Genomic DNA, 19,833 nt, shown 5'->3' on the forward strand with positions numbered 1-19,833 from the left:
CGACAGATTAAAGCAAAGGAGCGAACAAACGTTGTTTGACGATGTGATTGGTGGTTTTGCCCGTTTGGTGGTGAGTGGGTTTGTCATTTGGATGGCTTTGGTACTGCTCCTTTTTTTTAAGGAACTGTTTACTCCCGGCGATATCAATGTACGGGATTACCTTTTCCGCGCCTGGAAAAGATTTTTACTCTCCTTTGAGGTGACGGCCTATGGGGGAGTGTTTGTGGCACCATATATGATGAAAAACAGTGAACAAACAGCACAGTATACAGCCATGCTGATCTTCGCGATTCTTTTCTCGGCACTTTTTCTTTACCTTCGCTTTCAAAGTGGAGGCTTTAAATTGCGTCGCCGTCAGCGCTGATGCCCCCGGCCTTGTCGCCGGGTTTCTTTGTTGGCTCATGGTTCAAACGTCGGTTAGCATTGGAACACTGAAATAAATGGAACTGACCGAGTGAGGAAGACTCCGATACTGGAATCTCTTTCTCTTTACTTTAGGGCGTTCATTCGAGATAATGTAAGGAAAATTATTTTTTGAGCGACTGGGTGAGTGGTTATGTTAATCGAAGAATTGCTGGAAATTGTGGGTCGATATTTAAAAACGGAAGAGTTGGAACAGGTGGAAAGGGCTTATCTTTTCGCTGCGGAAGCACATAAAGGGCAGACTCGCAAATCCGGGGAGGAATATATTCTTCATCCGGTGGCAGTGGCAGGAATCCTAGCAGAGTTGCAGATGGATGTAACCACTTTAACGGCTGCGATTCTTCATGATGTGGTGGAAGATACGGGTGTCACGTTAGAAACATTAAGAGCGGAGTTTGGGGAAACCGTGGCTCAAATTGTGGATGGTTTAACCAAGCTGAAAAAGCGCATGAAATATACATCCAATGCAGAACATCAAGCGGAAAATCACCGAAAGATGTTTGTGGCGATGGCACAGGATATCCGGGTGATTCTGATTAAATTGGCGGATCGGTTACACAATATGCGAACACTTCGCTATCTCCCGGAAGCAAAAAGGCGCCGGATTGCCCAGGAAACATTGGAGATTTTTTCTCCATTGGCCCATCGACTGGGGATCTCCACCATCAAATGGGAATTGGAGGATATTGCTCTTCGAAACTTAAATCCGAAACAATATTATCGCATTGTGAATCTTATGAAGCAAAAGCGTGCGGAACGGGAGAAAAACCTGGGTGAAGTGATTGATACAATCCGCAAACGGTTGAAAAATATGAATTTGGTGGCAGAAATTTCTGGCCGCCCAAAACATATATACAGTATTTATCGCAAAATGGTGAAGCACCACAAGCAGTTTAATGAGATTTATGATCTTTTGGCTGTTCGCGTGATTGTGGAATCGATACGGGATTGTTATGCGGTTTTGGGAATTATCCATACGATATGGAAACCCATGCCGGGTCGGTTCAAGGATTATATTGCTATGCCCAAGTCAAACCTGTATCAGTCTCTGCACACCACAGTGATCGGTCCCAAAGGGGAACCGATTGAAGTTCAGATCCGTACAAAAGAAATGCATCGGATTGCGGAATACGGGATTGCTGCTCATTGGGCCTACAAGGAAGGGAAACAAACGGAGGAGAGCTCCTTTAATGATAAGCTAAAGTATTTCCGTGAGATTTTGGAGCTTCAACAGGAAACACAGGATGCCCAAGAGTTTGTGGAAAATCTGAAAGTGGATTGGTTTTCTGATGCGGTCTTTGTCTTTACCCCAAAGGGAGATGTATTGGAATTGCCCGCCGGTTCCGTTCCCTTGGATTTTGCTTATCGCATTCATACAGAAGTGGGCAACCGTTGTATCGGGGCCAAAGTAAACAATAAAATCGTTCCTTTGGATCACAAGCTGAAAACCGGGGACATTGTAGAAATCCTTACGTCCAAACACAGCTATGGACCCAGCCGGGATTGGCTGAAGTTGGTGAAGTCCTCCCAGGCGCGGAACAAGATCCGGAACTGGTTTAAGAAAGAACGTCGGGAAGAGAGTGTGGCTAAAGGGCAAGAGATGATTGAGCAGGCACTGAAGAAACAAGATCTTGATCCAGCCACTGTCTTGAACAACGAACGGATCAAGGAAGTGGCCAAGAAATTTAACTTTAATGACGAAGGGGATATGTATGCGGCTGTCGGTTATGGAGGGATTACTCCGACTCAAGTTGTCAATCGACTGACGGAAGGACTCCATCCGGAGGATGAGAGGCCATTAGAACTTCCTGAAGTGAAGGCGATGCCACCCCGTCGGAAACAGGTGGGGCATGGTGTCCGGGTGAGAGGTGTAGACAATCTGCTGGTACGTTTATCGCGCTGTTGCAATCCGGTTCCTGGCGATGAGATCAAAGGGTTTGTCACTCAAGGGCGAGGAATATCCGTACACCGCTCAGATTGCCCCAATTTTAAAGGTGTGAAAGAAAACCGGATGATTCCAGTGGAATGGGAAGGTGCTCCCGATCCATTTTATAATGTGGATATTGAAGTATCGGGACTGGATCGAAACGGACTGTTAAATGAAGTGTTGCAAGCTGTTTCAGAAAGCAGAGTGCAACTTTCCGCAGTGAGTGGCAAAGTGGGGAAACGGGGGATGGCCCAAATCAATATGTCCATTTCTGTTCGCAATATCAACCATTTGCAGTCTGTGGTGGAAAAAATCAAGAGCGTACGCGATATTTACAGTGTTCGCCGAATCATGCAGTAAGGATTTATAAAAGGGGGAGGAATATGCGGGTTGTGGTACAACGGGCGAAAGAAGCCCAAGTAATCGTGGAAGGGAAAACCACTGGGAGGATTGACCATGGATTGGTCTGTCTGGTCGGATTTACGGATGGAGATGGAGAAGAAGAGATTCGTTATCTGGTTGAAAAGTTGATCCATCTGCGAATCTTTAATGATGAACAAGGAAAGATGAACCGTTCACTTTTGGATGTGGGTGGAGAAATCTTGTCCGTGTCCCAATTTACCTTGTACGGAGATTGTCGAAAAGGACGGAGGCCCAACTTTTTGGCTGCCGCCCCGCCGGATGTGGCGGAGAATTTGTATCATCAGTTTAACCGCGAGCTGGAATCCCGTGGAGTAACAGTGGGTACGGGTGTTTTTGGGGCCATGATGCAAGTGCAATTAACAAATGATGGCCCGGTAACCTTAATTCTTGACAGTCGGGATCTTGTCAAAAAAAGATGAATGTTTCTGGAAAATGGAAGCGATCTCGCGTACTTTTCAAATAAACCCCGAAATTTCCTTATTGGAAGTAAGGGGTTTTTATCTTCGGCTATGCTATAATAACCAGAAGTGAAAAAGCAGAGGACAAGGAGGACTTTGTACTTATGTCCAACACCAGCCAGTCTGTTGAACAATTAGCCGTGAATACGATTCGTATGCTGTCCATTGATGGTGTGGAAAAGGCACAATCCGGTCATCCGGGAATGCCTATGGGAGCCGCACCCATGGCTTACACACTCTGGTCCCGTTTTATGAAGCACAATCCAAAAAACCCGGAATGGTTCAATCGGGATCGTTTTGTTTTGTCTGCGGGTCATGGGTCGATGCTTTTGTATAGCTTACTGCATCTTTTTGGATATGATCTTACCATGGAGGATTTGAAAAACTTCCGACAATGGGGCAGTCAAACACCAGGACATCCGGAGTTTGGCCATACACCCGGCGTTGAATCGACCACGGGTCCACTGGGTCAGGGAATCTCCAATGCAGTTGGAATGGCGATGGCAGAAGCCCACCTGGCTGCGGTTTTTAATCGGGAAGGTTATCCGGTTATTGATCATTTTACTTATTCCATCTGTGGTGACGGAGACCTCATGGAAGGGGTGGCATCTGAAGCAGCCTCATTGGCAGGACATCTTCAATTGGGTAAATTGGTGGTTTTGTATGATTCTAATGATATCTCTCTGGATGGCCAAACCGCCCGCTCCTTTACGGAAGATGTTCAAAAGCGTTTTGAAGCGTATGGTTGGCAGGTAATTCGTGTGGAAGAGGAAAACAATCTGGATGCGATTGCTGACGCTATCGAAAAGGCTCAAAAAGAAACCCTTCGGCCAACATTGATTGAAGTGAAGACCACGATCGGTTATGGAAGCCCCAATCTTGCTGGCACTCATGAAGTCCATGGTAAAGCGATTGGTTCGGATGAGGCGGCCAAAGTCCGTAAAGCTCTGGATTGGAAATGGGAGGAGCCTTTCTACGTTCCTGACAATGTAAGAGAGCACTTCGCCCAGTTGAAAGAAAAAGGAATACAGGTGGAAAAGGAGTGGAGCACTCTTTTTGAAAGCTATAAACAAGCACATCCCGATCTTGGAAAACGACTGGAATCCGCAATAAAGGGTGAACTGCCCGATGATTGGGACCAGGCGTTGCCGACATATGAAGAAGGGAAGGAGGTTGCTACCCGAACGGCATCCGGCGATGCATTGAATGCGTTGGCGAAAAGAGTGCCCAACTTGTTTGGAGGATCTGCCGACCTTGCTTCTTCCAATAAGACCATGTTAAAAGGTGTAGGTGATTTCCATCCCGAAGACTACTCCGGTCGAAATATCTGGTTTGGAGTGCGGGAGCATGCGATGGGCGCTGCGCTGAATGGGATGGCTTATCATGGAGGTCTTCGTCCCTATGGGGGAACCTTCCTTGTCTTCTCCGACTATCTCAGAGGAGCGATTCGTTTATCCGCGTTATCCGGACTTCCGGTTCTGTATATACTGACTCACGACAGCATTGCTGTCGGTGAAGATGGTCCCACCCATGAACCGGTGGAGCATATTCCTTCCTTGCGGTTGATTCCCAACCTGAAAGTGTTCCGTCCCGGCGATGCCAATGAAACCATCGCTGCTTACCGCTATGCGATGTTAAACCAAGATGGTCCAGTGGCGATGGCTCTTAGCCGGCAAAATCTCCCTGTCTTGAAAGGCACGGCAGAAAAGGAGCATGAAGTGTTGAAAGGGGGCTATATCCTCGCGGATGATGGAAAGGGTCACCCTGATGTCATTCTGATTGCAACAGGCTCAGAAGTTAGCCTGGCCTTGGAAGCCAAGGAGGAACTGAATAAGCGGGGGACGACCGTTCGGGTGGTCAGTATGCCTTGCCGGGAACTGTTTGATGAACAGCCAGAAGCCTATCGTGAGGCAGTTCTTCCTCCTGCGGTTAAGGCGCGGGTGGCTGTAGAAGCCGCTCATCCTTCCGGTTGGGAGAAATATGTGGGTGATGAAGGAAAAGTCATCGGTATTGATACCTTCGGTGCTTCGGCTCCAGGTGGTTTGTTGATGAAGAAATACGGATTTACCGTGAAACATGTTGTTGAACAGGTGAATAAAACGTTAGACAACGTATGATCTTTCTTGAACAATCCCCGGCAGGACGGACATCCTGTCGGGGATTGTTTTTGTTGGAAATCATAAAAAAACGGCACGGGAATGAGCCCGTACCGTCCGTTTATATGATTCAAAAAATCATGTGTGCCATCAGGGCAATCACTGGCAAAGTAATCAGTGTTCGGAGCAAGAAAATTAGAATCAAATCGAAGAAATTGACAGGAATCTTGGAGCCGAGCAAAAGTCCGCCTACTTCGGACATATAAATCAGCTGTGTAACGGATAGACTGGCGATAATGAATCGGGTCATTTCGCTTTCAATGATTCCGCTTCCGATGACAGAAGGAAGGAACATGTCTGCAAACCCGATGACAATCGTCTGAGCGGCTGCTCCGGCTTCAGGGACCTGCAAAAGTGTAAGGAGTGGGACAAAAGGTTCACCAAGCCATTTGAAAACGGGAGTGTGCTCCGCGATAATCAGGGCGACGGTTCCCATGGCCATGACGACAGGGATAACCCCCATCCACATGTCCAACACATTTTGTATTCCGCCTTTTACCATATCTGCAAACCGTTGTTTCTGCGCGCGGTCAACGGCTTGGCGACTTCCCCAACTTAGTGCGGTATAGCCTTCTGGAATGGTTTCATCCATTTTAATTAACGGCTCTTTATAGTATGATTTCGATTTTCTGGACAATGGGAAAATGCGTGGCATGATGATCGCAGCTACAAATCCTGCAACGACAATGGTTAGATAGTAAGGGAGAAATAGGTGTTCCAATTCCATTTGAGATAGGACCACAATGGAAAAGGTGATGGAGACAACGGAAAATGTGGTTCCGATTACTGCGGCTTCCCGCTTACTGTAGAATCCTTCTTCATACTGTTTGTTGGTTAACAGCACACCAACAGTTCCGTCCCCCAACCAAGAAGCAATACAGTCAATCGCAGAACGGCCAGGCAATGTGAAGAGGGGGCGCATCACCCGGAATAAAAGCATTCCACAGAACTCTAGGAGGCCAAAATTCATCAAAAGTGGAAGGAAGAATCCGGCGAACAAAAAGACAGAAAATAATACAGGAATCAGATCAAAGAGGAGTAAACCACCGGTGGCTTCCGACCAAATTTCTTCCGGACCAATCTTGTAAAGTGTCAGGACAGCAAACCCTAATCCCAAGATCCGAACAACCAGCCAAAATGGGCTGACATCAAACAGAGTCTTAAAGAAGGATTTGTCCATGATCCATGAAGGTTTTAATGTTTTGGCAAGAAGGGAACCCATCACGGTCAACAGAATGATGAATGTCATCAGATGGGGTAAAGTATCTCCAAGAGCTTCTTGCAACCACCCGGCCATCACCGCCACTGGAATGGTGACACCATCTTTGGATGGAATGGGAGTCATAAACAGAAGGATACCGATCAACGAAGGGATAAGAAACTTCAGATAATCAGACCAGGAATAAGATAATTGATTTTTCAACTTTGTCACCTCTAGCTGTATTGAAATAGTTCAAAAAAAACAACAAAGAAAGATGAAAGCGTATTCACTGCTTTATATTGTATTATTGAATGAGGAATTAAATCAATGGAATTATTATCCTTGATCAAAAGGGGTTAGCTTATAGATGGTTAGACCATGTATATATAAAACAATTTATTTATAAAAATACTACATCTCAGCACAAATGAAAACTGTTAATATGCAACAATCTACAAAAACATAAGAAGAACCCCGATGATAAGCAGCAATCCTCCAGTGTCCCGAAGAATATTGGAAGGTTGATGGTTCTCTGTCTGAACGGGGGAGTATCGAGGATATAAATAATCATCATCTCTTGCCTTCTGTGGTTGTGATTCAGGAATGGAAAGCCCAATCAGGGTTAATCCAAAGATGATAAGGGTTAATCCGGCGATGGCAGTCATGTTTATCTCCTCCCTTGTCATCGCAAAATGAGATGGTATTTACCATATTATGTCATTCAGGGATGTCCTGTGCCAATTTTTTTTGTCAGCATGTATAGGACCTGGGTGGAAATAATGAAGAGAGGTAAAAGGGGGGAGAATCTGTTTTATGAGGCGAACTGAGAAGGAACAAACCCTTCATGCTCAAATGATTGTGTATGGGGCAGCCGATCCACTGGATCATGGAAATCCGATCCATGAATGGATGTCTGAATCACTTACCCAGGGACGATTTGCATATCAACACGCCCATTCATGCATCATAACCGACAAATGGGTGCGTTACGATTGAACCTGGATCGCTCCTCAAATATGGCTTGCATAAACAACCAGCCTTCCATCTGATGTAGGGGGTGTTTTCGATCAGGGAGAAAAGAAATCCAAGAGGTCAAAAAATGGATGCAGAAGAAATGCGTTCATATCCCGCAGAAGATTTTCGAGAACGAACGGCTGAACAGCTTCGGGATGAACATTTGGGAGAAAATGCAGATGAGAGTCCTATCGACCGGGCACCTGATTGTGGGGGAACATAAGCGATGTGTAAACGTGAAATAACCCGGTTGGATCAACCGGGTGAGACTGCTGACAAAGGGAATATTAGAAAAAGAGGGGGATTTTCATGGAGCATCCTTTTCCGAAGACCCAGCGGAACCCCTAGAGGTTCTAACCGTTTAGCGGACAACCTGCTTTTCCTTTTTGTCCGCTGGTTGGGGTGAAGCGGACTCATTCCACTTCCTTTGGAGGAAAGAGATGACCATCCCTTCATCACTTTGTTATGAACCTCACCCGGTTGGATCAAACCGGGTCTTTATTTTTCGGCGGCAGGGAAAAGGGTTTTTACTGAGCGTAATAAATGTATCCCAATTCCGGATAATCGGTGACAAAACCATCTACCCCGATATGAAATAGTCGATCAGCTGCTTCCGAACTTCGCACCGTGTAGGGGAGGATTTTCATACCACGTTGATGCACACGGTTCACCAGATCTCTATCCACCAGTTTTTTATTGGGATTTACAAAGTCAGCGTAACGGGCAAAGGTGTTCAGATGTTCGTTTGTTACTCCGGTATCTTTGTAGGAAGTGTAGCTGACCAAGGCACCGGTCATCACCCAAGGCATGGTTTGGTGAAAGCGACGGATGGAATCATGATTGAATGATTGAACAACCACCTTCCCCCGCCATCTGTCCATGTGCTTCTCTCTCAAGAGGTTTGCCACCTGTTGTTCGATGCCGGGGTATAGGGAGGGTTTCTTTAATTCAATCAAAATATTGATCCTCTTGTTCCGATACCGTTCCAGAACTTCCTCCAATGTTGGAATCTTTTCTCCAGAATACTTGGAGCTAAACCAACTGCCGGCATCCAGACGTTTCAGCTCAGCCAATGTCATATCCCTTACATAACCCGTTCCATCTGTCGTCCGGTCCACGGAAGTATCATGCAGGACGACCAGATGCCCATCCTTGCTTCGTTGAACGTCCAGTTCAAAGAAATCCGCTTTCATCTCCACTGCTTTGTCAAAGGCAGCAATGGTGTTCTCAGGTGCATAACCGGATGCTCCCCGATGAGCGACATTGATGAATCGTGAATCGGTTTTCACTTCCGCAAACGCTGTTTTCTTCAAACCGGGACCTCCAAGCATCAAGGAACCTACGACGAGAAACAGAGACAGACAACAGAGAAATGTTTTACAATGATTCACCTTCAAACCTCCCCTTGTGGTGTGATTGTTACAAAATCATTATAAACCAATTATTGTAAAAACAACTTTAACTTATTAAAAAAATTCCGTAAATAGAACGGATATGGCGTCTATTTCGGGATTTATGATCTGTGAACCTAACACTGTGCAAAGCGGATCGGCGTAATGTAGATTATAAGCTTTCCCTGAGGTGGGATGAATGTATGAAATATAAAAAGAGTAAATGGAAACAAGCTGATTTGCTGAAACGGAACCATGTTACTGCAAAAGCACTCCCGGAGACCTTGTTTTACAATATACAAAACTTGAAAGATATGTTGAAACGCCACCCCTTTGTGTATATCAAGCCGGATACTGGAGGACAAGGTCGGGGAATCTTTCGTGTAACGAGGAAGTTGACCAAGGAGTATCACATACAAGGAAATCATTACAGTCAAATGTGTACTGACGTAAACAGTGTACACCAATGCCTAGAAATACTCATACAAGCGCAGAACTATATAATCCAGCAGGGTATTCAAAGTGAAACATCAGATGGACGACCTTTTGATTTTCGGGTTCATGTTCAACGAGTAAGAGGGAGATGGGTGATCGGAGGAATCGTTGGAAGGCTGGGCTCTCCTTCGAATATTGTCACCAACCGCCATCAGGGTGGCCGTCCACTCCGGATAAAGCAACTGTTTAGAAAATATTTGGCATGGAACAGAAAAAAAGAAAAGCGTGTAATCGAACGAATAAAACGTCTTGCTATGGAAACAGCCAAAGCGATGAACAAAGGATATCCTGAGTGTCTGGAACAAGGAGTAGATATCGGAGTAGATGCAAAGGGAAGACCATGGATCTTTGAATCCAATATTACACCCGGAATTGCAGTGTTTGCCGCCTTAAAAGATAAAAAAGCTTACTGGAAGATTCGAAAAAATCGCAGACTGCAAAGGAAAGACAAAGAAATTGCGATGAGCAGATACATGTTCACGTTTTTTCTATATGTGTCTTCAAGCTGTTGGTTGTTGGATCTTGTGGATAGATTTTTTTGATGTGTTCGCACATGAATATATGTATTGATGGAATTCCGGCAATGTTTTTGGACTCTTGTTCAGTCATGACTTACAATGAAAGAAGGTTTTCTTAGAGTGTTAAAAGATAGGATGTGGATCGGGAGGGCGGAATGGAGACAACGACACTTTATCAACATGCAACAGCCTTTATCAAAAATTGTTATATGGAATTGGGAAAAACGGAGACAGAAACAGAACAACGGCTGGCAGAAGTAAAAATGGACATCGAAACACACGGTTTTTATGAGCATACCTTTGAAGAGCTGGAGCACGGGGCGAGGATGGCCTGGAGAAACAGTAATCGTTGTATCGGGCGATTGTTCTGGAATACATTGCAAGTGTTTGATGCCAGGAATCTTGAAACGGAAGAAGATCTCTTTGAGGCTCTATGTCACCATATAGAATATGCGACCAATCAAGGGAAAATCCGGCCGGCGATTACGGTTTTCAAGCCAAATCTTGAGGATTTCACATCAGTGAGATTATGGAACCATCAATTGCTAAGATATGCCGGATACGAGACAAAAGAAGGGGGAAGGGGTGATCCTGCTTCCCTTTCTTTTACCCAGGCTTGTCATTCACTGGGGTGGAAGGGGAAAGGAACAGACTATGATATTCTTCCTCTTGTGATTCAAATTGGTGGCAACAGCCCCCGCTGGTTTGATATTCCCAAGGATATCATTCTGGAGGTTCCGATTCATCACCCCGATTTCTCATGGTTTAAGGATCTGGGCCTTCAATGGTATGCCGTTCCCATTATCTCTGACATGAGGCTGGAGGTTGGAGGCATTCATTACACAGCGGCTCCTTTTAACGGGTGGTATATGGGGACGGAAATCGGTGCGCGGAATTTGGCTGATCCCTTTCGTTACAATATGCTGCCTGTGATCGCTTCTTATATGGGGCTTCAAAAGGATAAAAATTCCACATTATGGAAGGATAAGGCATTGATTGAATTAAATATTGCGGTAATCGATTCGTTTAAAAAGAATGGTGTCACGATTGTGGATCACCATACAGCAGCTCAGCAGTTCAAGCTTTTTGAGCAACAAGAGAAAAAACAGGGCCGGGAAGTGACGGGAGATTGGACATGGTTGATTCCCCCGGTTTCTCCAGCCACCACACATATTTTTCATCGCGAGTATCAGGATGATCGTGTTTTGCCCAATTATGTTTATCAGGAAAAACCGTATCCCTTGTGAACCAAAAAAAGAACTGCTGATAATCGTTCAGCAGTTTGACCTCCGTTAAAGAAGACCTAATAGAGGGAAAAGAATGAGTATTCGCAATAAAAATAGTTAAGCGTAACAAAAATCAATTTGCTGCTTGATCCATTGATTGGAACAGCAGTCGTTTAATGCAGTGTCCCTATTGTCTTCAATTGGGTTTTCACAGACGGGACATACATCTTGGCTGTGGAGTTCGGTATTCATGCAACATCCCTCCCGGTGAAGTCCTTTTCATTATACTATAACAGTTTATGAAAAGTAAACCTCTGTAGTGCAACAAATAAATAATTGTCATATAACAATTTGTTCTGTGTGTTACAGTTTGTGTGGAAGAGTCAAAGGTTTTGGGGGTTTTTTCACATATGATCTTGACTTTTATTCATTGATCCCGTAGAATTCTGACTCAACAATGATTTTCACATAACGAGTCCGATGAAGGGAAAGTAACCGAATACCGGGTAGCCAGAGAAGAAGCGTCATTGGCTGTAAACGCTTCTCTACCACGATTCGGGGAAAGACACCTGGAGGGTCCGGACCGAACTCCTTAAAAGGGACAGTAGATTCGGACGTTTGCCGAACGATATCCGGCCTGAGCGGAAAAACGGATATGATTGCGTTTTTCAACCAAGGGTGGTACCGCGGGAAGATCAGCGAATCAATCTCTCGTCCCTGACAATCAGGTCAGTGGCGGGAGATTTTTTAGATTGCGGACAAATAGGAGGCGGAAAAGTGAAACTTAACATTCCCCGTGGAACATTTGATCTGTTGCCTGGTCAAGTGGAAAAATGGCAATATGTGGAAAATAAAATCCGAGACCTTTGTCGTTCTTACCACTTTTCGGAGATTCGGACTCCGATCTTTGAACGGACGGAGTTGTTTCAAAGAGGTGTGGGTGAGACAACGGATATCGTAGAGAAGGAAATGTACTCATTTGAAGACCGGAGTGGACGCAGTCTGACATTGCGACCAGAGGGGACAGCTTCCGTGGTTCGCTCCTTTGTGGAAAAGAAGATGTATGTTGAACCCCAGCCGACAAAATTGTATTACATGGGTCCCATGTTTCGCTATGAACGTCCTCAGTCTGGGCGTTATCGACAGTTTCACCAGTTTGGTGTGGAGGTGTTTGGAACAGAAGAGCCCGATGTGGATGCAGAAATAATCGATTTGGGCTATCGTCTTTACACGTCTCTGGGGTTGTCCGGGGTGAAAGTGGAATTAAACAGCGTGGGATGCCCGGATTGCCGTCCAAATCATCGGGAAGCGATGGTAGAATACCTGGCTACAAAAAAGGATCAGCTTTGCCAGGATTGCCAATCCCGTTTGAACCGCAATCCCATGCGGATTTTGGACTGCAAAAAGGAAAGCTGCCGACAGGCAACCGAAAAGGCTCCAAGAATGATTCATTATCTCTGTTCCAAATGCGCTCCTCATTTTGAAGCGGTCAAGGAATATTTGGATGAATTGGCTGTTCCTTATGAGGTAAACACCCGGATGGTTCGTGGATTGGATTATTACACCCAGACCGCATTTGAATTTGTTCTGGAAGGCAAAGGAGGCGGTTCCCTGGGTGGGGGCGGTCGATACAATGGACTGGTTCAAGAAGTGGGTGGCCCCGATATGGCGGGAATCGGTTTTGCTGTAGGCCTAGAACGGATTTTTCTCGCCCTTGAGGAACAGGAAATCACTCTTCCGGTTCAGACCGGTGTAGACTGTTTTCTGGTTACTTTAGGAAGCGAAGCGAAGAAATACGGAGTAACGCTTCTGAAAAAACTGCGAGAATCCGGTCTTTCTGCTGAACGTGACTATCTTGACCGCAAACTGAAAGGACAGATGAAAGCAGCCGATCGCATACAGGCTGCCTACGTGGCAATTTTGGGTGATCAAGAATTGCAAGAGAAAAAAATCGGAGTGAAAAGTCTGATTACCGGAGAGCAGGAAACGATTCAATTGGATCATTTGGTTGAATACATCCGGAATGGGCGAAAAAGCTAAGATGATCAGGAGGATGGACATGGAATCCAGCTATAAAACACATTCCTGTGGAGAGTTAACAACGTCTCATGTGGGGAAAACGGTTGTTTTGAATGGATGGGTACAAAAACGAAGGGGACTGGGGGGACTGATTTTCCTGGATCTCAGAGATCGTTCCGGTACAGTTCAAGTGGTCTGCAATCCTGAGTCCTCTCCTAAAGCGGCACAAATCGCTGACCAAGTGCGCAGGGAATATGTGTTGGCAATTAAGGGAGAAGTTGTGGCTCGTGCCGAGGATACGGTGAACCCGAAAATGAAGACGGGGGCAATTGAAGTAAGAGCAGAAGAAATAGAGGTATTAAATGCATCCAAGACCCCACCCTTCGATATTGCGGATGACATTGAAGTGGATGAAAACACCCGCTTGAAATACCGCTACCTCGATCTTCGGCGCCCAGCCATGCAGAAAACATTGATGTTACGCCATCGGGCGTTGCAATGGGTGCGACGTTTTCTTGATGAGCGGGGTTTTATTGAAGTGGAGACACCGATGCTAACCAAAAGCACTCCGGAAGGTGCGAGGGATTATTTGGTGCCCAGCAGGGTTCATGAAGGTGAGTTTTATGCCTTGCCCCAATCCCCGCAAATCTTTAAACAGCTGCTTATGGTTTCCGGGATCGAGCGCTACTTTCAGATCGCTCGCTGTTTTCGGGATGAAGATCTCCGTGCGGATCGTCAACCCGATTTTACACAGATTGATATTGAAACCTCTTTTATGGAAACAGAGACCTTTTTATCCATGATGGAGAAAATGGTGGCAACATTGTTTAAGGAAACCATTGGTGTGGAAGTAAAGCGACCTTTCCCCCGGATTCCTTACTGGGATGCCATCAATCGATATGGGAGTGATCGGCCGGATCTCCGTTTTGGGATGGAGCTGGTGGATCTTTCGGAAATAATGAAAGACAGCTCCTTTAAGGTATTCTCATCCACTGTGGAAGGGGGTGGGAAAGTCAAAGCAATCAATGTGAAGGGACAAGCTGGCTGGAGTCGCAAGGTGATTGATACTTGGAATGAAACTGCTCAGCAATTGGGAGCCAAGGGCTTGGCTTGGCTGGCTGCCAGGGAGGATGGTATCAAGGGTCCTGTGGCAAAATTCCTGTCTGAACAGGAATGGAATGAAACCCAAAAAGCCTTGCAGGTGAAAACAGGGGACCTTCTTTTCTTTGTGGCTGACAAAGCGGATCTAGCAAATGAAGTGTTGGGTGAACTGCGACTGCGACTGGCGAAAGAATTAAACCTGATCCCAGAAGGAATTTACAAATTTGCTTGGATCACAGAGTTCCCGCTCTTTTCCTATGATGAAAAAGAGGGTCGATATGTTGCGGAACACCACCCCTTTACCAGTCCAGTAACCGAGGATATCCCACTCTTAGAGACCAACCCCGGTCAGGCGCGGGCTCAGGCCTATGATATGGTGTTAAACGGTTATGAAATTGGTGGAGGAAGTCAGCGGATTCATCAAAGGGAAGTACAGGAGACGATGTTTAAGGTTCTTGGTTTAAGTATGGAAGAGGCAAAAGAGAAGTTTGGTTTTATGTTGGATGCCTTTGAATATGGAGCACCACCTCATGGTGGGATTGCTTTTGGCTTTGACCGTCTTGTGATGTTGCTGGCAGGAAAGACCAGCCTTCGCGATACAATAGCATTTCCGAAAACAGCCAGTGCCACGTGTCTGATGACTGGTGCTCCCGCTGGTGTTTCAGAGCATCAACTGGAAGAACTTCATATTTCCCTGAGGAAAGGGAATTGATCGAAAGATTAAGAAAATAAATCCGGTAAGGCACAAACTTCCGCTTGATCGTTCCTTAAATCATATGTTACCATAAAAGCACAACGACAGAGCCCTGAGATGTACGTGAACCACCGATAGTTTTGAGCCAACACTTTAATCTACGGGAGCCTGGGTCACTTGTGAGCGCACATGCCCAAAAGGGACTTGTTAACACAAGTGCAGGGCACCCACCTGCCGAGAGCAGGTTCAAAACTTAGGGAGCCACGGCATAATGGGGCTCTCCATTTTTTTGTTTTTTATCTAAAAATTTTCAATGTTTCTTCACGATCGATAATCCTCCTAAATCTATGAGATAATAATGTGTAAAATGAACCACCAGGAGATGTGAATCATGAAAATCGGTGTGGATATTGACGGAACGATAAAAAATACACAGGAAGCGGCTGTTCAGTGCTTTAATGAAGAGTTGAATCGATCGGTTCGTTGTGAAGAGATCCAGGATTTTCATTTGGATCGGGCATATGGTTTGACCCGGAAAGAAGGTCGAAGGCTGTGGAGGAAATTGGAGGCCAAAATTTATTCTCTCGGTTTGCCTTTGCAGAATGCAGCCCCGGTTTTGCAGCGTTTAAAGCAAACAGGGCATCGTATATATTTTATTACGGCTCGCCCGGATTTGCCTCAACTCGCCCAAGTGACCAAAGATTGGCTGATAAAACATGGGTTTCCGCTTGAAGAGGATAACCTCTTTTTGGGCTCTACAGATAAAGCAAAAATAGCGAAAGAGATCGGAGTGGAATTGTTTTTTGAAGATGCCCCACAACACTTGGATCGACTAATGAAAGCAGAGATTCCGACAGTTGTTATGGCGGCAGCTTATAATGAGGAGTACGAAGGAAAGTTGCCCCGTATTACCAGCTGGGATGAAGCTTATGACTTGATTGAACGAAAAAATTAAATGATCCGATATCGGGATGTAAGATCCTCTGATTTTGAAAAAAGCCCGTTGCCTAACCCAGAAGGCAACGGGCTTTTTTGGAGTGTCTGCCTGTACTGGAGCCTTCGAAAGGATGATCCGTTTCGGGTTAATGCTCTTTGTTGGGTTGCTTGACCCAACGGATAAACTCTTTCAATTTTCTTTCATAGCCGATGTCTGTTGGATGGTAAAAGGCTTTGCCTATATGTTCATCGGGTAAATACTGCTGTTCCACATATCCTCTGGGATAATCGTGGGGAAATCGATAGCCTGTCCCCCGCCCCTGTTTCGTGGCTCCTTTGAAATGGGCATCCTTTAAATGGGGAGGGATTTCACCACGGGATTCATTTTTTACTGCTTGCATTGCCTGGGAAATACCTTTGATTACAGCATTGCTTTTCGGTGCGGTGGCGATATAGATGACCGCTTCCGCCAGAGGGATCTGAGCTTCAGGGAGACCAATGTGTTCAACGGCTTGGGCGGCAGCGGAAGCGATCAGTAAAGCACGGGGGTCTGCCATCCCTACATCTTCAGCAGCATGGATAAAGATTCGTCGGGCGATAAATCGGGGATCTTCTCCCGCGTGAATCATTTTTGCCAAATAATACAGGGCTGCGTCAGGATCAGAGCCTCGCATGCTTTTAATAAAAGCGGAAATTGTATCATAATGGTTATCCCCACCTTTGTCATATCGAATCACTTTTTGCTGGATCGATTCTTCTGCCACCTCCAGGGTAATGTGACGAAATCCGTCTTCCTGAGGTAAAGTAGTGGTTACAGCCAGCTCCAAAGCATTTAAAAGGTTGCGGGCGTCCCCGCCGGCCATTCTGATCAGGTGATTTAACGCTTCTTCATCCATCTTTGTCTGATAATGGCCAAGTCCCCGTTCCTCGTCGGCAAGCGCTCTCTCTGCAAGTGTTTTCAGTTCATTTTCGGTTAAAAGGTGGAGCTGAAAAACGCGGGATCTGGAGAGAAGAGCAGCATTGACCTCAAAGGATGGGTTTTCTGTTGTCGCTCCGATCAGAATAATGGTTCCGTCCTCCACAAAAGGAAGGAGTGCATCTTGTTGCGATTTGTTAAACCGATGGATTTCATCGATAAATAAAAGAGTTCGTCGGTCATACATGCTCAAGGTATCTTTGGCTTCTCCAGTCAATCGCCGAATATCCCCTACTCCGGACGTTACCGCATTTAATTGTTCAAAGTGAGACTCTGTTGTGTTGGCGATCACCTTGGCCAGTGTTGTCTTTCCCGTTCCTGGCGGGCCAAAGAGAATGAGTGAGGTAAGCTGGTCTGCCTCAATGGCGCGTCGCAGCAGTTTTCCGGGATTTAGAATATGGGATTGTCCAACCATTTCATCCAGCGTGCGGGGACGCATACGGGCCGCAAGGGGTGCTTTCTTTTCTTTCTCCCGTTCCTGTCCATAATCGAAAAGATTCATGGTTACCCTTCTTTCCATCATACTTTCAACATGTATTGGCAATGTGTTTCCTTGCTGTATTGTACATTAGGAACGGGAGTCTTGCGAAGGGATGAAGTGGATTAAAAATCGTAAGGATATGGTTATGGTGAATGGATTGAGGTTATTTGGACCGGATCGGGAACCTGCCATCTGTATTGGATCGGAAACCTATGGTAAACTGGCAGGGGTATTGGATTTGAACCGTTGCAGAAACCTTGGATACAATATGGAAAAAGAGGATAGAACAGCATCTGGGAAGAGGTGTTTTGATTGAAAATATCCACCAGAGGGCGCTACGGTCTCACCATTATGATGGATCTGGCCGCAAGGTATGGGGAAAAACCAACCTCCCTGAAAAGTGTAGCAGAGCGTCACAACTTGTCTGAACATTATCTGGAACAGTTGGTGGCACCTTTGCGAAATGCGGGATTGGTCAAGAGTGTGAGAGGAGCCTACGGAGGGTATAAGCTGTCCCGATCACCGGAAGAGATTACAGCAGGTGAGATCATCCGGGTATTGGAAGGGCCGATTACTCCTGTGGAATTTACGGAAGAGGAAGATCCTGGCCGTCGTGAATTGTGGCGAAGGATTCGGGATGCCATCGCTGACGTGTTGGATCATACCACCTTACAGGACCTAATCAGCCAATCTGTTGATGATCACAAGGATTCCTATATGTTTTATATTTGATGGAAGGGTGAACAACAGAAATGGGTATCTATTTAGATCATGCGGCAACCACTCCCATCCATCCTGAAGTAAGGGAAAAGATGTTGCCGTTTTTAGATCAGCAGTTTGGAAATCCTTCCAGCATTCACAACTTTGGTCGTGAAATCCGCAATGCTGTTGATCGTGCGAGAGAACAATTGGCCTATGCCTTGAATGTCAAACCCGGACAGTTAACGTTTACTAGCGGAGGAACAGAGGCGGACAACATGGCTTTGACTGGAGTGGCTCTGTCTCTCCGGGAGCAGGGTAAGAATCATGTGATTACTTCCCAGATTGAACACCGTGCCGTATTGGATACCTGCGGATTTCTGGAGAGGTTGGGATTTCGGGTTACTTATGTTCCCGTTGATTCCACGGGATGTGTTTGCCCCGATGAAGTAATGAATGCGGTAGATGAACAAACGGCACTCATCAGTGTGATATATGGGAACAATGAAATGGGTACGTTGCAACCTATCGAGGAAATTGGTCAACGGGCACGGGAACAAGGCGTTTTGTTCCATACGGACGCAGTGCAAGCTTTTGGGATGGAGTTGCTGGATCTGGAAAAGATGCCGGTGGATTTGTTAACCGTCTCCAGCCATAAGATCAACGGTCCCAAAGGTGTCGGTGCATTATATATAAGACCGGATGCTCCGATTTTACCCATTTTATATGGTGGAGAGCAGGAACGAAGGCGTCGGGGAGGAACAGAAAATGTTCCCGGAATCATTGGTTTTGGTCAGGCAGCGGAAATTGCTGTACGCAATCGTGGGCAATATAGTGAAAACATCCGACATGTTCGTCAGGTAATGCTGGAAGAGTTAAAACATGCCAACGTGCAGTTTGTGGTGAATGGACATCCGGAGAAACATCTTCCCCATATCTTGAATCTAAGTTTTCCCGGCGTGGAAACGGAGGTGTTACTGATGAACCTGGACATGGAAGGAATCGCCTGTTCCAGTGGGTCTGCTTGTACATCAGGAACTCTGGAAGTTTCCCATGTTTTAAAAGCGATGCATTTGCCGGAGGAGATTCTGCATTCCGCCATTCGGTTCAGTTTTGGTTTGGGAAATACAGAGGAAAATGTACGACAGGCAGCCCGGACGGTGGGTAGAGTGATTGCCAGGTTGAACTAAATGATTTGCAAAAAATATGCTATAAACTATTGACATCTTTGTTATTTGCTTTTAAAATAAGAACATACATTTGGATGAGATGTTTGTTCAGCAACCCTGCATGGCGTACCGCCATGTGTGACGTGATGTGAGAGATTCATCACCCGGCTCCGCGCGACTTGGCAGGCCCAAAGCATCAGGGGTACCTGTTAAGGAGCCCCTAAACAGGCGTAGCCGCTGCTCCTCAACAGGTACCCCTGATGCGGGCCTGTACAGTGGCGAAGCCAACTCCTGAGATCTGTAGTGAACAAACACTCAAAACTCCGTTGAAACCCGACCTGATTCAAGGTCGGGTTTTTATTTAAAAAATTTCTTAACTATTGACCAATTTAATATTTTATTTTAAAATGGGAACATATATTTGGATGAAGTGTTATGGTGCACTACATAGGACATGAAGCGCGCAATTTTTCGAACGATTCCTGAGGTTTGTAGTGGATCAACACACCCCCTTGGGCCCGACCTC

Annotated in this window: 19 protein-coding genes and 1 other RNA gene; 15 read left to right on the forward strand and 5 right to left on the reverse strand. The window is 45.8% G+C overall.

Translation table 11 applies throughout. From position 1 onward, the window contains the following. Positions 1 to 31: 31 nt before the first annotated feature. The 4 genes from FN782_RS07900 (at position 32) to tkt (ending at position 5,348) form a co-directional block, all read left to right on the forward strand. Positions 32 to 364 (forward strand): hypothetical protein, encoded by a 333-nt coding sequence (locus FN782_RS07900; protein WP_185956141.1) that lies wholly within the window; start codon positions 32 to 34, stop codon positions 362 to 364. Between the two features lie 192 nt (positions 365 to 556). Next, positions 557 to 2,710 carry a RelA/SpoT family protein gene (locus FN782_RS07905; protein ID WP_142505239.1) on the forward strand — a complete coding sequence of 718 codons (2,154 nt, stop codon included), beginning with the start codon at positions 557 to 559 and terminating at the stop codon, positions 2,708 to 2,710. Positions 2,711 to 2,733: 23 nt separating this feature from the next. Then, positions 2,734 to 3,192, forward strand: a complete 459-nt coding sequence (gene dtd / locus FN782_RS07910; RefSeq protein ID WP_142505240.1) for a D-aminoacyl-tRNA deacylase — start codon at positions 2,734 to 2,736, stop codon at positions 3,190 to 3,192. Positions 3,193 to 3,335: 143 nt separating this feature from the next. After that, a complete protein-coding gene (tkt, locus tag FN782_RS07915) occupies positions 3,336 to 5,348 on the forward strand; it encodes a transketolase (protein ID WP_142505241.1) in 2,013 nt (670 codons plus the stop codon). A gap of 109 nt (positions 5,349 to 5,457) precedes the next feature. Here tkt and FN782_RS07920 read toward each other — a convergent pair whose 3' ends face one another. After that, entirely contained in the window at positions 5,458 to 6,810 is a 1,353-nt protein-coding gene (locus FN782_RS07920) for a YjiH family protein (RefSeq protein ID WP_246064889.1), read from the reverse strand. 230 nt (positions 6,811 to 7,040) lie between these two features. Continuing rightward, the gene (locus FN782_RS07925; protein WP_142505242.1) at positions 7,041 to 7,253 is read right to left on the reverse strand and encodes a hypothetical protein; all 213 of its coding nucleotides are present in this window, start codon (positions 7,251 to 7,253) and stop codon (positions 7,041 to 7,043) included. Between the two features lie 148 nt (positions 7,254 to 7,401). Here FN782_RS07925 and FN782_RS07930 point away from each other — a divergent pair, with 148 nt between their 5' ends. Together FN782_RS07930 and FN782_RS16795 are read left to right on the forward strand one after the other, a co-directional pair. Further along, the gene (locus FN782_RS07930) at positions 7,402 to 7,584 is read left to right on the forward strand and encodes a hypothetical protein (protein WP_142505243.1); all 183 of its coding nucleotides are present in this window, start codon (positions 7,402 to 7,404) and stop codon (positions 7,582 to 7,584) included. A 103-nt stretch (positions 7,585 to 7,687) separates the two neighbouring features. Beyond that, positions 7,688 to 7,825, forward strand: coding sequence for a hypothetical protein (locus FN782_RS16795; RefSeq protein WP_185956142.1), 138 nt, complete (start codon positions 7,688 to 7,690; stop codon positions 7,823 to 7,825). 304 nt (positions 7,826 to 8,129) lie between these two features. Here FN782_RS16795 and FN782_RS07935 read toward each other — a convergent pair whose 3' ends face one another. After that, complete coding sequence (locus FN782_RS07935) at positions 8,130 to 8,933, reverse strand: glycerophosphodiester phosphodiesterase (protein ID WP_142505334.1); 804 nt, start codon at positions 8,931 to 8,933, stop codon at positions 8,130 to 8,132. Positions 8,934 to 9,196: 263 nt separating this feature from the next. Here FN782_RS07935 and FN782_RS07940 point away from each other — a divergent pair, with 263 nt between their 5' ends. Then, positions 9,197 to 10,030: a YheC/YheD family protein gene (locus FN782_RS07940; protein ID WP_142505244.1), complete on the forward strand. Its 834-nt coding sequence runs from the start codon at positions 9,197 to 9,199 to the stop codon at positions 10,028 to 10,030. A gap of 131 nt (positions 10,031 to 10,161) precedes the next feature. Next, entirely contained in the window at positions 10,162 to 11,253 is a 1,092-nt protein-coding gene (locus FN782_RS07945; RefSeq protein WP_142505245.1) for a nitric oxide synthase oxygenase, read from the forward strand. Between the two features lie 402 nt (positions 11,254 to 11,655). Here FN782_RS07945 and FN782_RS07950 read toward each other — a convergent pair whose 3' ends face one another. Then, on the reverse strand, positions 11,656 to 11,904 hold the full coding sequence (locus FN782_RS07950; protein ID WP_142505246.1) for a hypothetical protein: 249 nt from the start codon (positions 11,902 to 11,904) through the stop codon (positions 11,656 to 11,658). A 105-nt stretch (positions 11,905 to 12,009) separates the two neighbouring features. On the opposite strand from FN782_RS07950, the gene hisS reads away from it, so the two are divergent. From hisS to FN782_RS07970, 4 genes are all read left to right on the forward strand, one after another. After that, complete coding sequence (gene hisS / locus FN782_RS07955) at positions 12,010 to 13,272, forward strand: histidine--tRNA ligase (protein WP_142505247.1); 1,263 nt, start codon at positions 12,010 to 12,012, stop codon at positions 13,270 to 13,272. Between the two features lie 19 nt (positions 13,273 to 13,291). Further along, the gene (gene aspS / locus FN782_RS07960; protein WP_142505248.1) at positions 13,292 to 15,064 is read left to right on the forward strand and encodes an aspartate--tRNA ligase; all 1,773 of its coding nucleotides are present in this window, start codon (positions 13,292 to 13,294) and stop codon (positions 15,062 to 15,064) included. 88 nt (positions 15,065 to 15,152) lie between these two features. Continuing rightward, positions 15,153 to 15,328: non-coding RNA, 6S RNA (gene ssrS, locus FN782_RS07965), on the forward strand. 109 nt (positions 15,329 to 15,437) lie between these two features. After that, positions 15,438 to 16,001, forward strand: a complete 564-nt coding sequence (locus FN782_RS07970; protein WP_142505249.1) for a 5' nucleotidase, NT5C type — start codon at positions 15,438 to 15,440, stop codon at positions 15,999 to 16,001. A 127-nt stretch (positions 16,002 to 16,128) separates the two neighbouring features. Here FN782_RS07970 and FN782_RS07975 read toward each other — a convergent pair whose 3' ends face one another. After that, entirely contained in the window at positions 16,129 to 17,460 is a 1,332-nt protein-coding gene (locus tag FN782_RS07975) for an AAA family ATPase (RefSeq protein WP_142505250.1), read from the reverse strand. A 91-nt stretch (positions 17,461 to 17,551) separates the two neighbouring features. Here FN782_RS07975 and FN782_RS07980 point away from each other — a divergent pair, with 91 nt between their 5' ends. The 3 genes from FN782_RS07980 to FN782_RS07990 are packed head-to-tail and all read left to right on the forward strand — an operon-like array spanning position 17,552 to position 19,328. After that, positions 17,552 to 17,755: a hypothetical protein gene (locus FN782_RS07980; RefSeq protein WP_142505251.1), complete on the forward strand. Its 204-nt coding sequence runs from the start codon at positions 17,552 to 17,554 to the stop codon at positions 17,753 to 17,755. Next, entirely contained in the window at positions 17,752 to 18,171 is a 420-nt protein-coding gene (gene cymR, locus FN782_RS07985) for a cysteine metabolism transcriptional regulator CymR (protein WP_142505252.1), read from the forward strand. Before FN782_RS07980 ends, cymR begins: the two co-directional genes overlap by 4 nt. A gap of 20 nt (positions 18,172 to 18,191) precedes the next feature. Further along, a complete protein-coding gene (locus tag FN782_RS07990) occupies positions 18,192 to 19,328 on the forward strand; it encodes a cysteine desulfurase family protein (RefSeq protein WP_142505253.1) in 1,137 nt (378 codons plus the stop codon). The last annotated feature ends 505 nt before the right edge of the window (positions 19,329 to 19,833 follow it).

The organism is Melghirimyces algeriensis, from assembly GCF_900182565.1.
GTDB classification, from domain to species: Bacteria; Bacillota; Bacilli; order Thermoactinomycetales; family DSM-45169; genus Melghirimyces; species Melghirimyces algeriensis.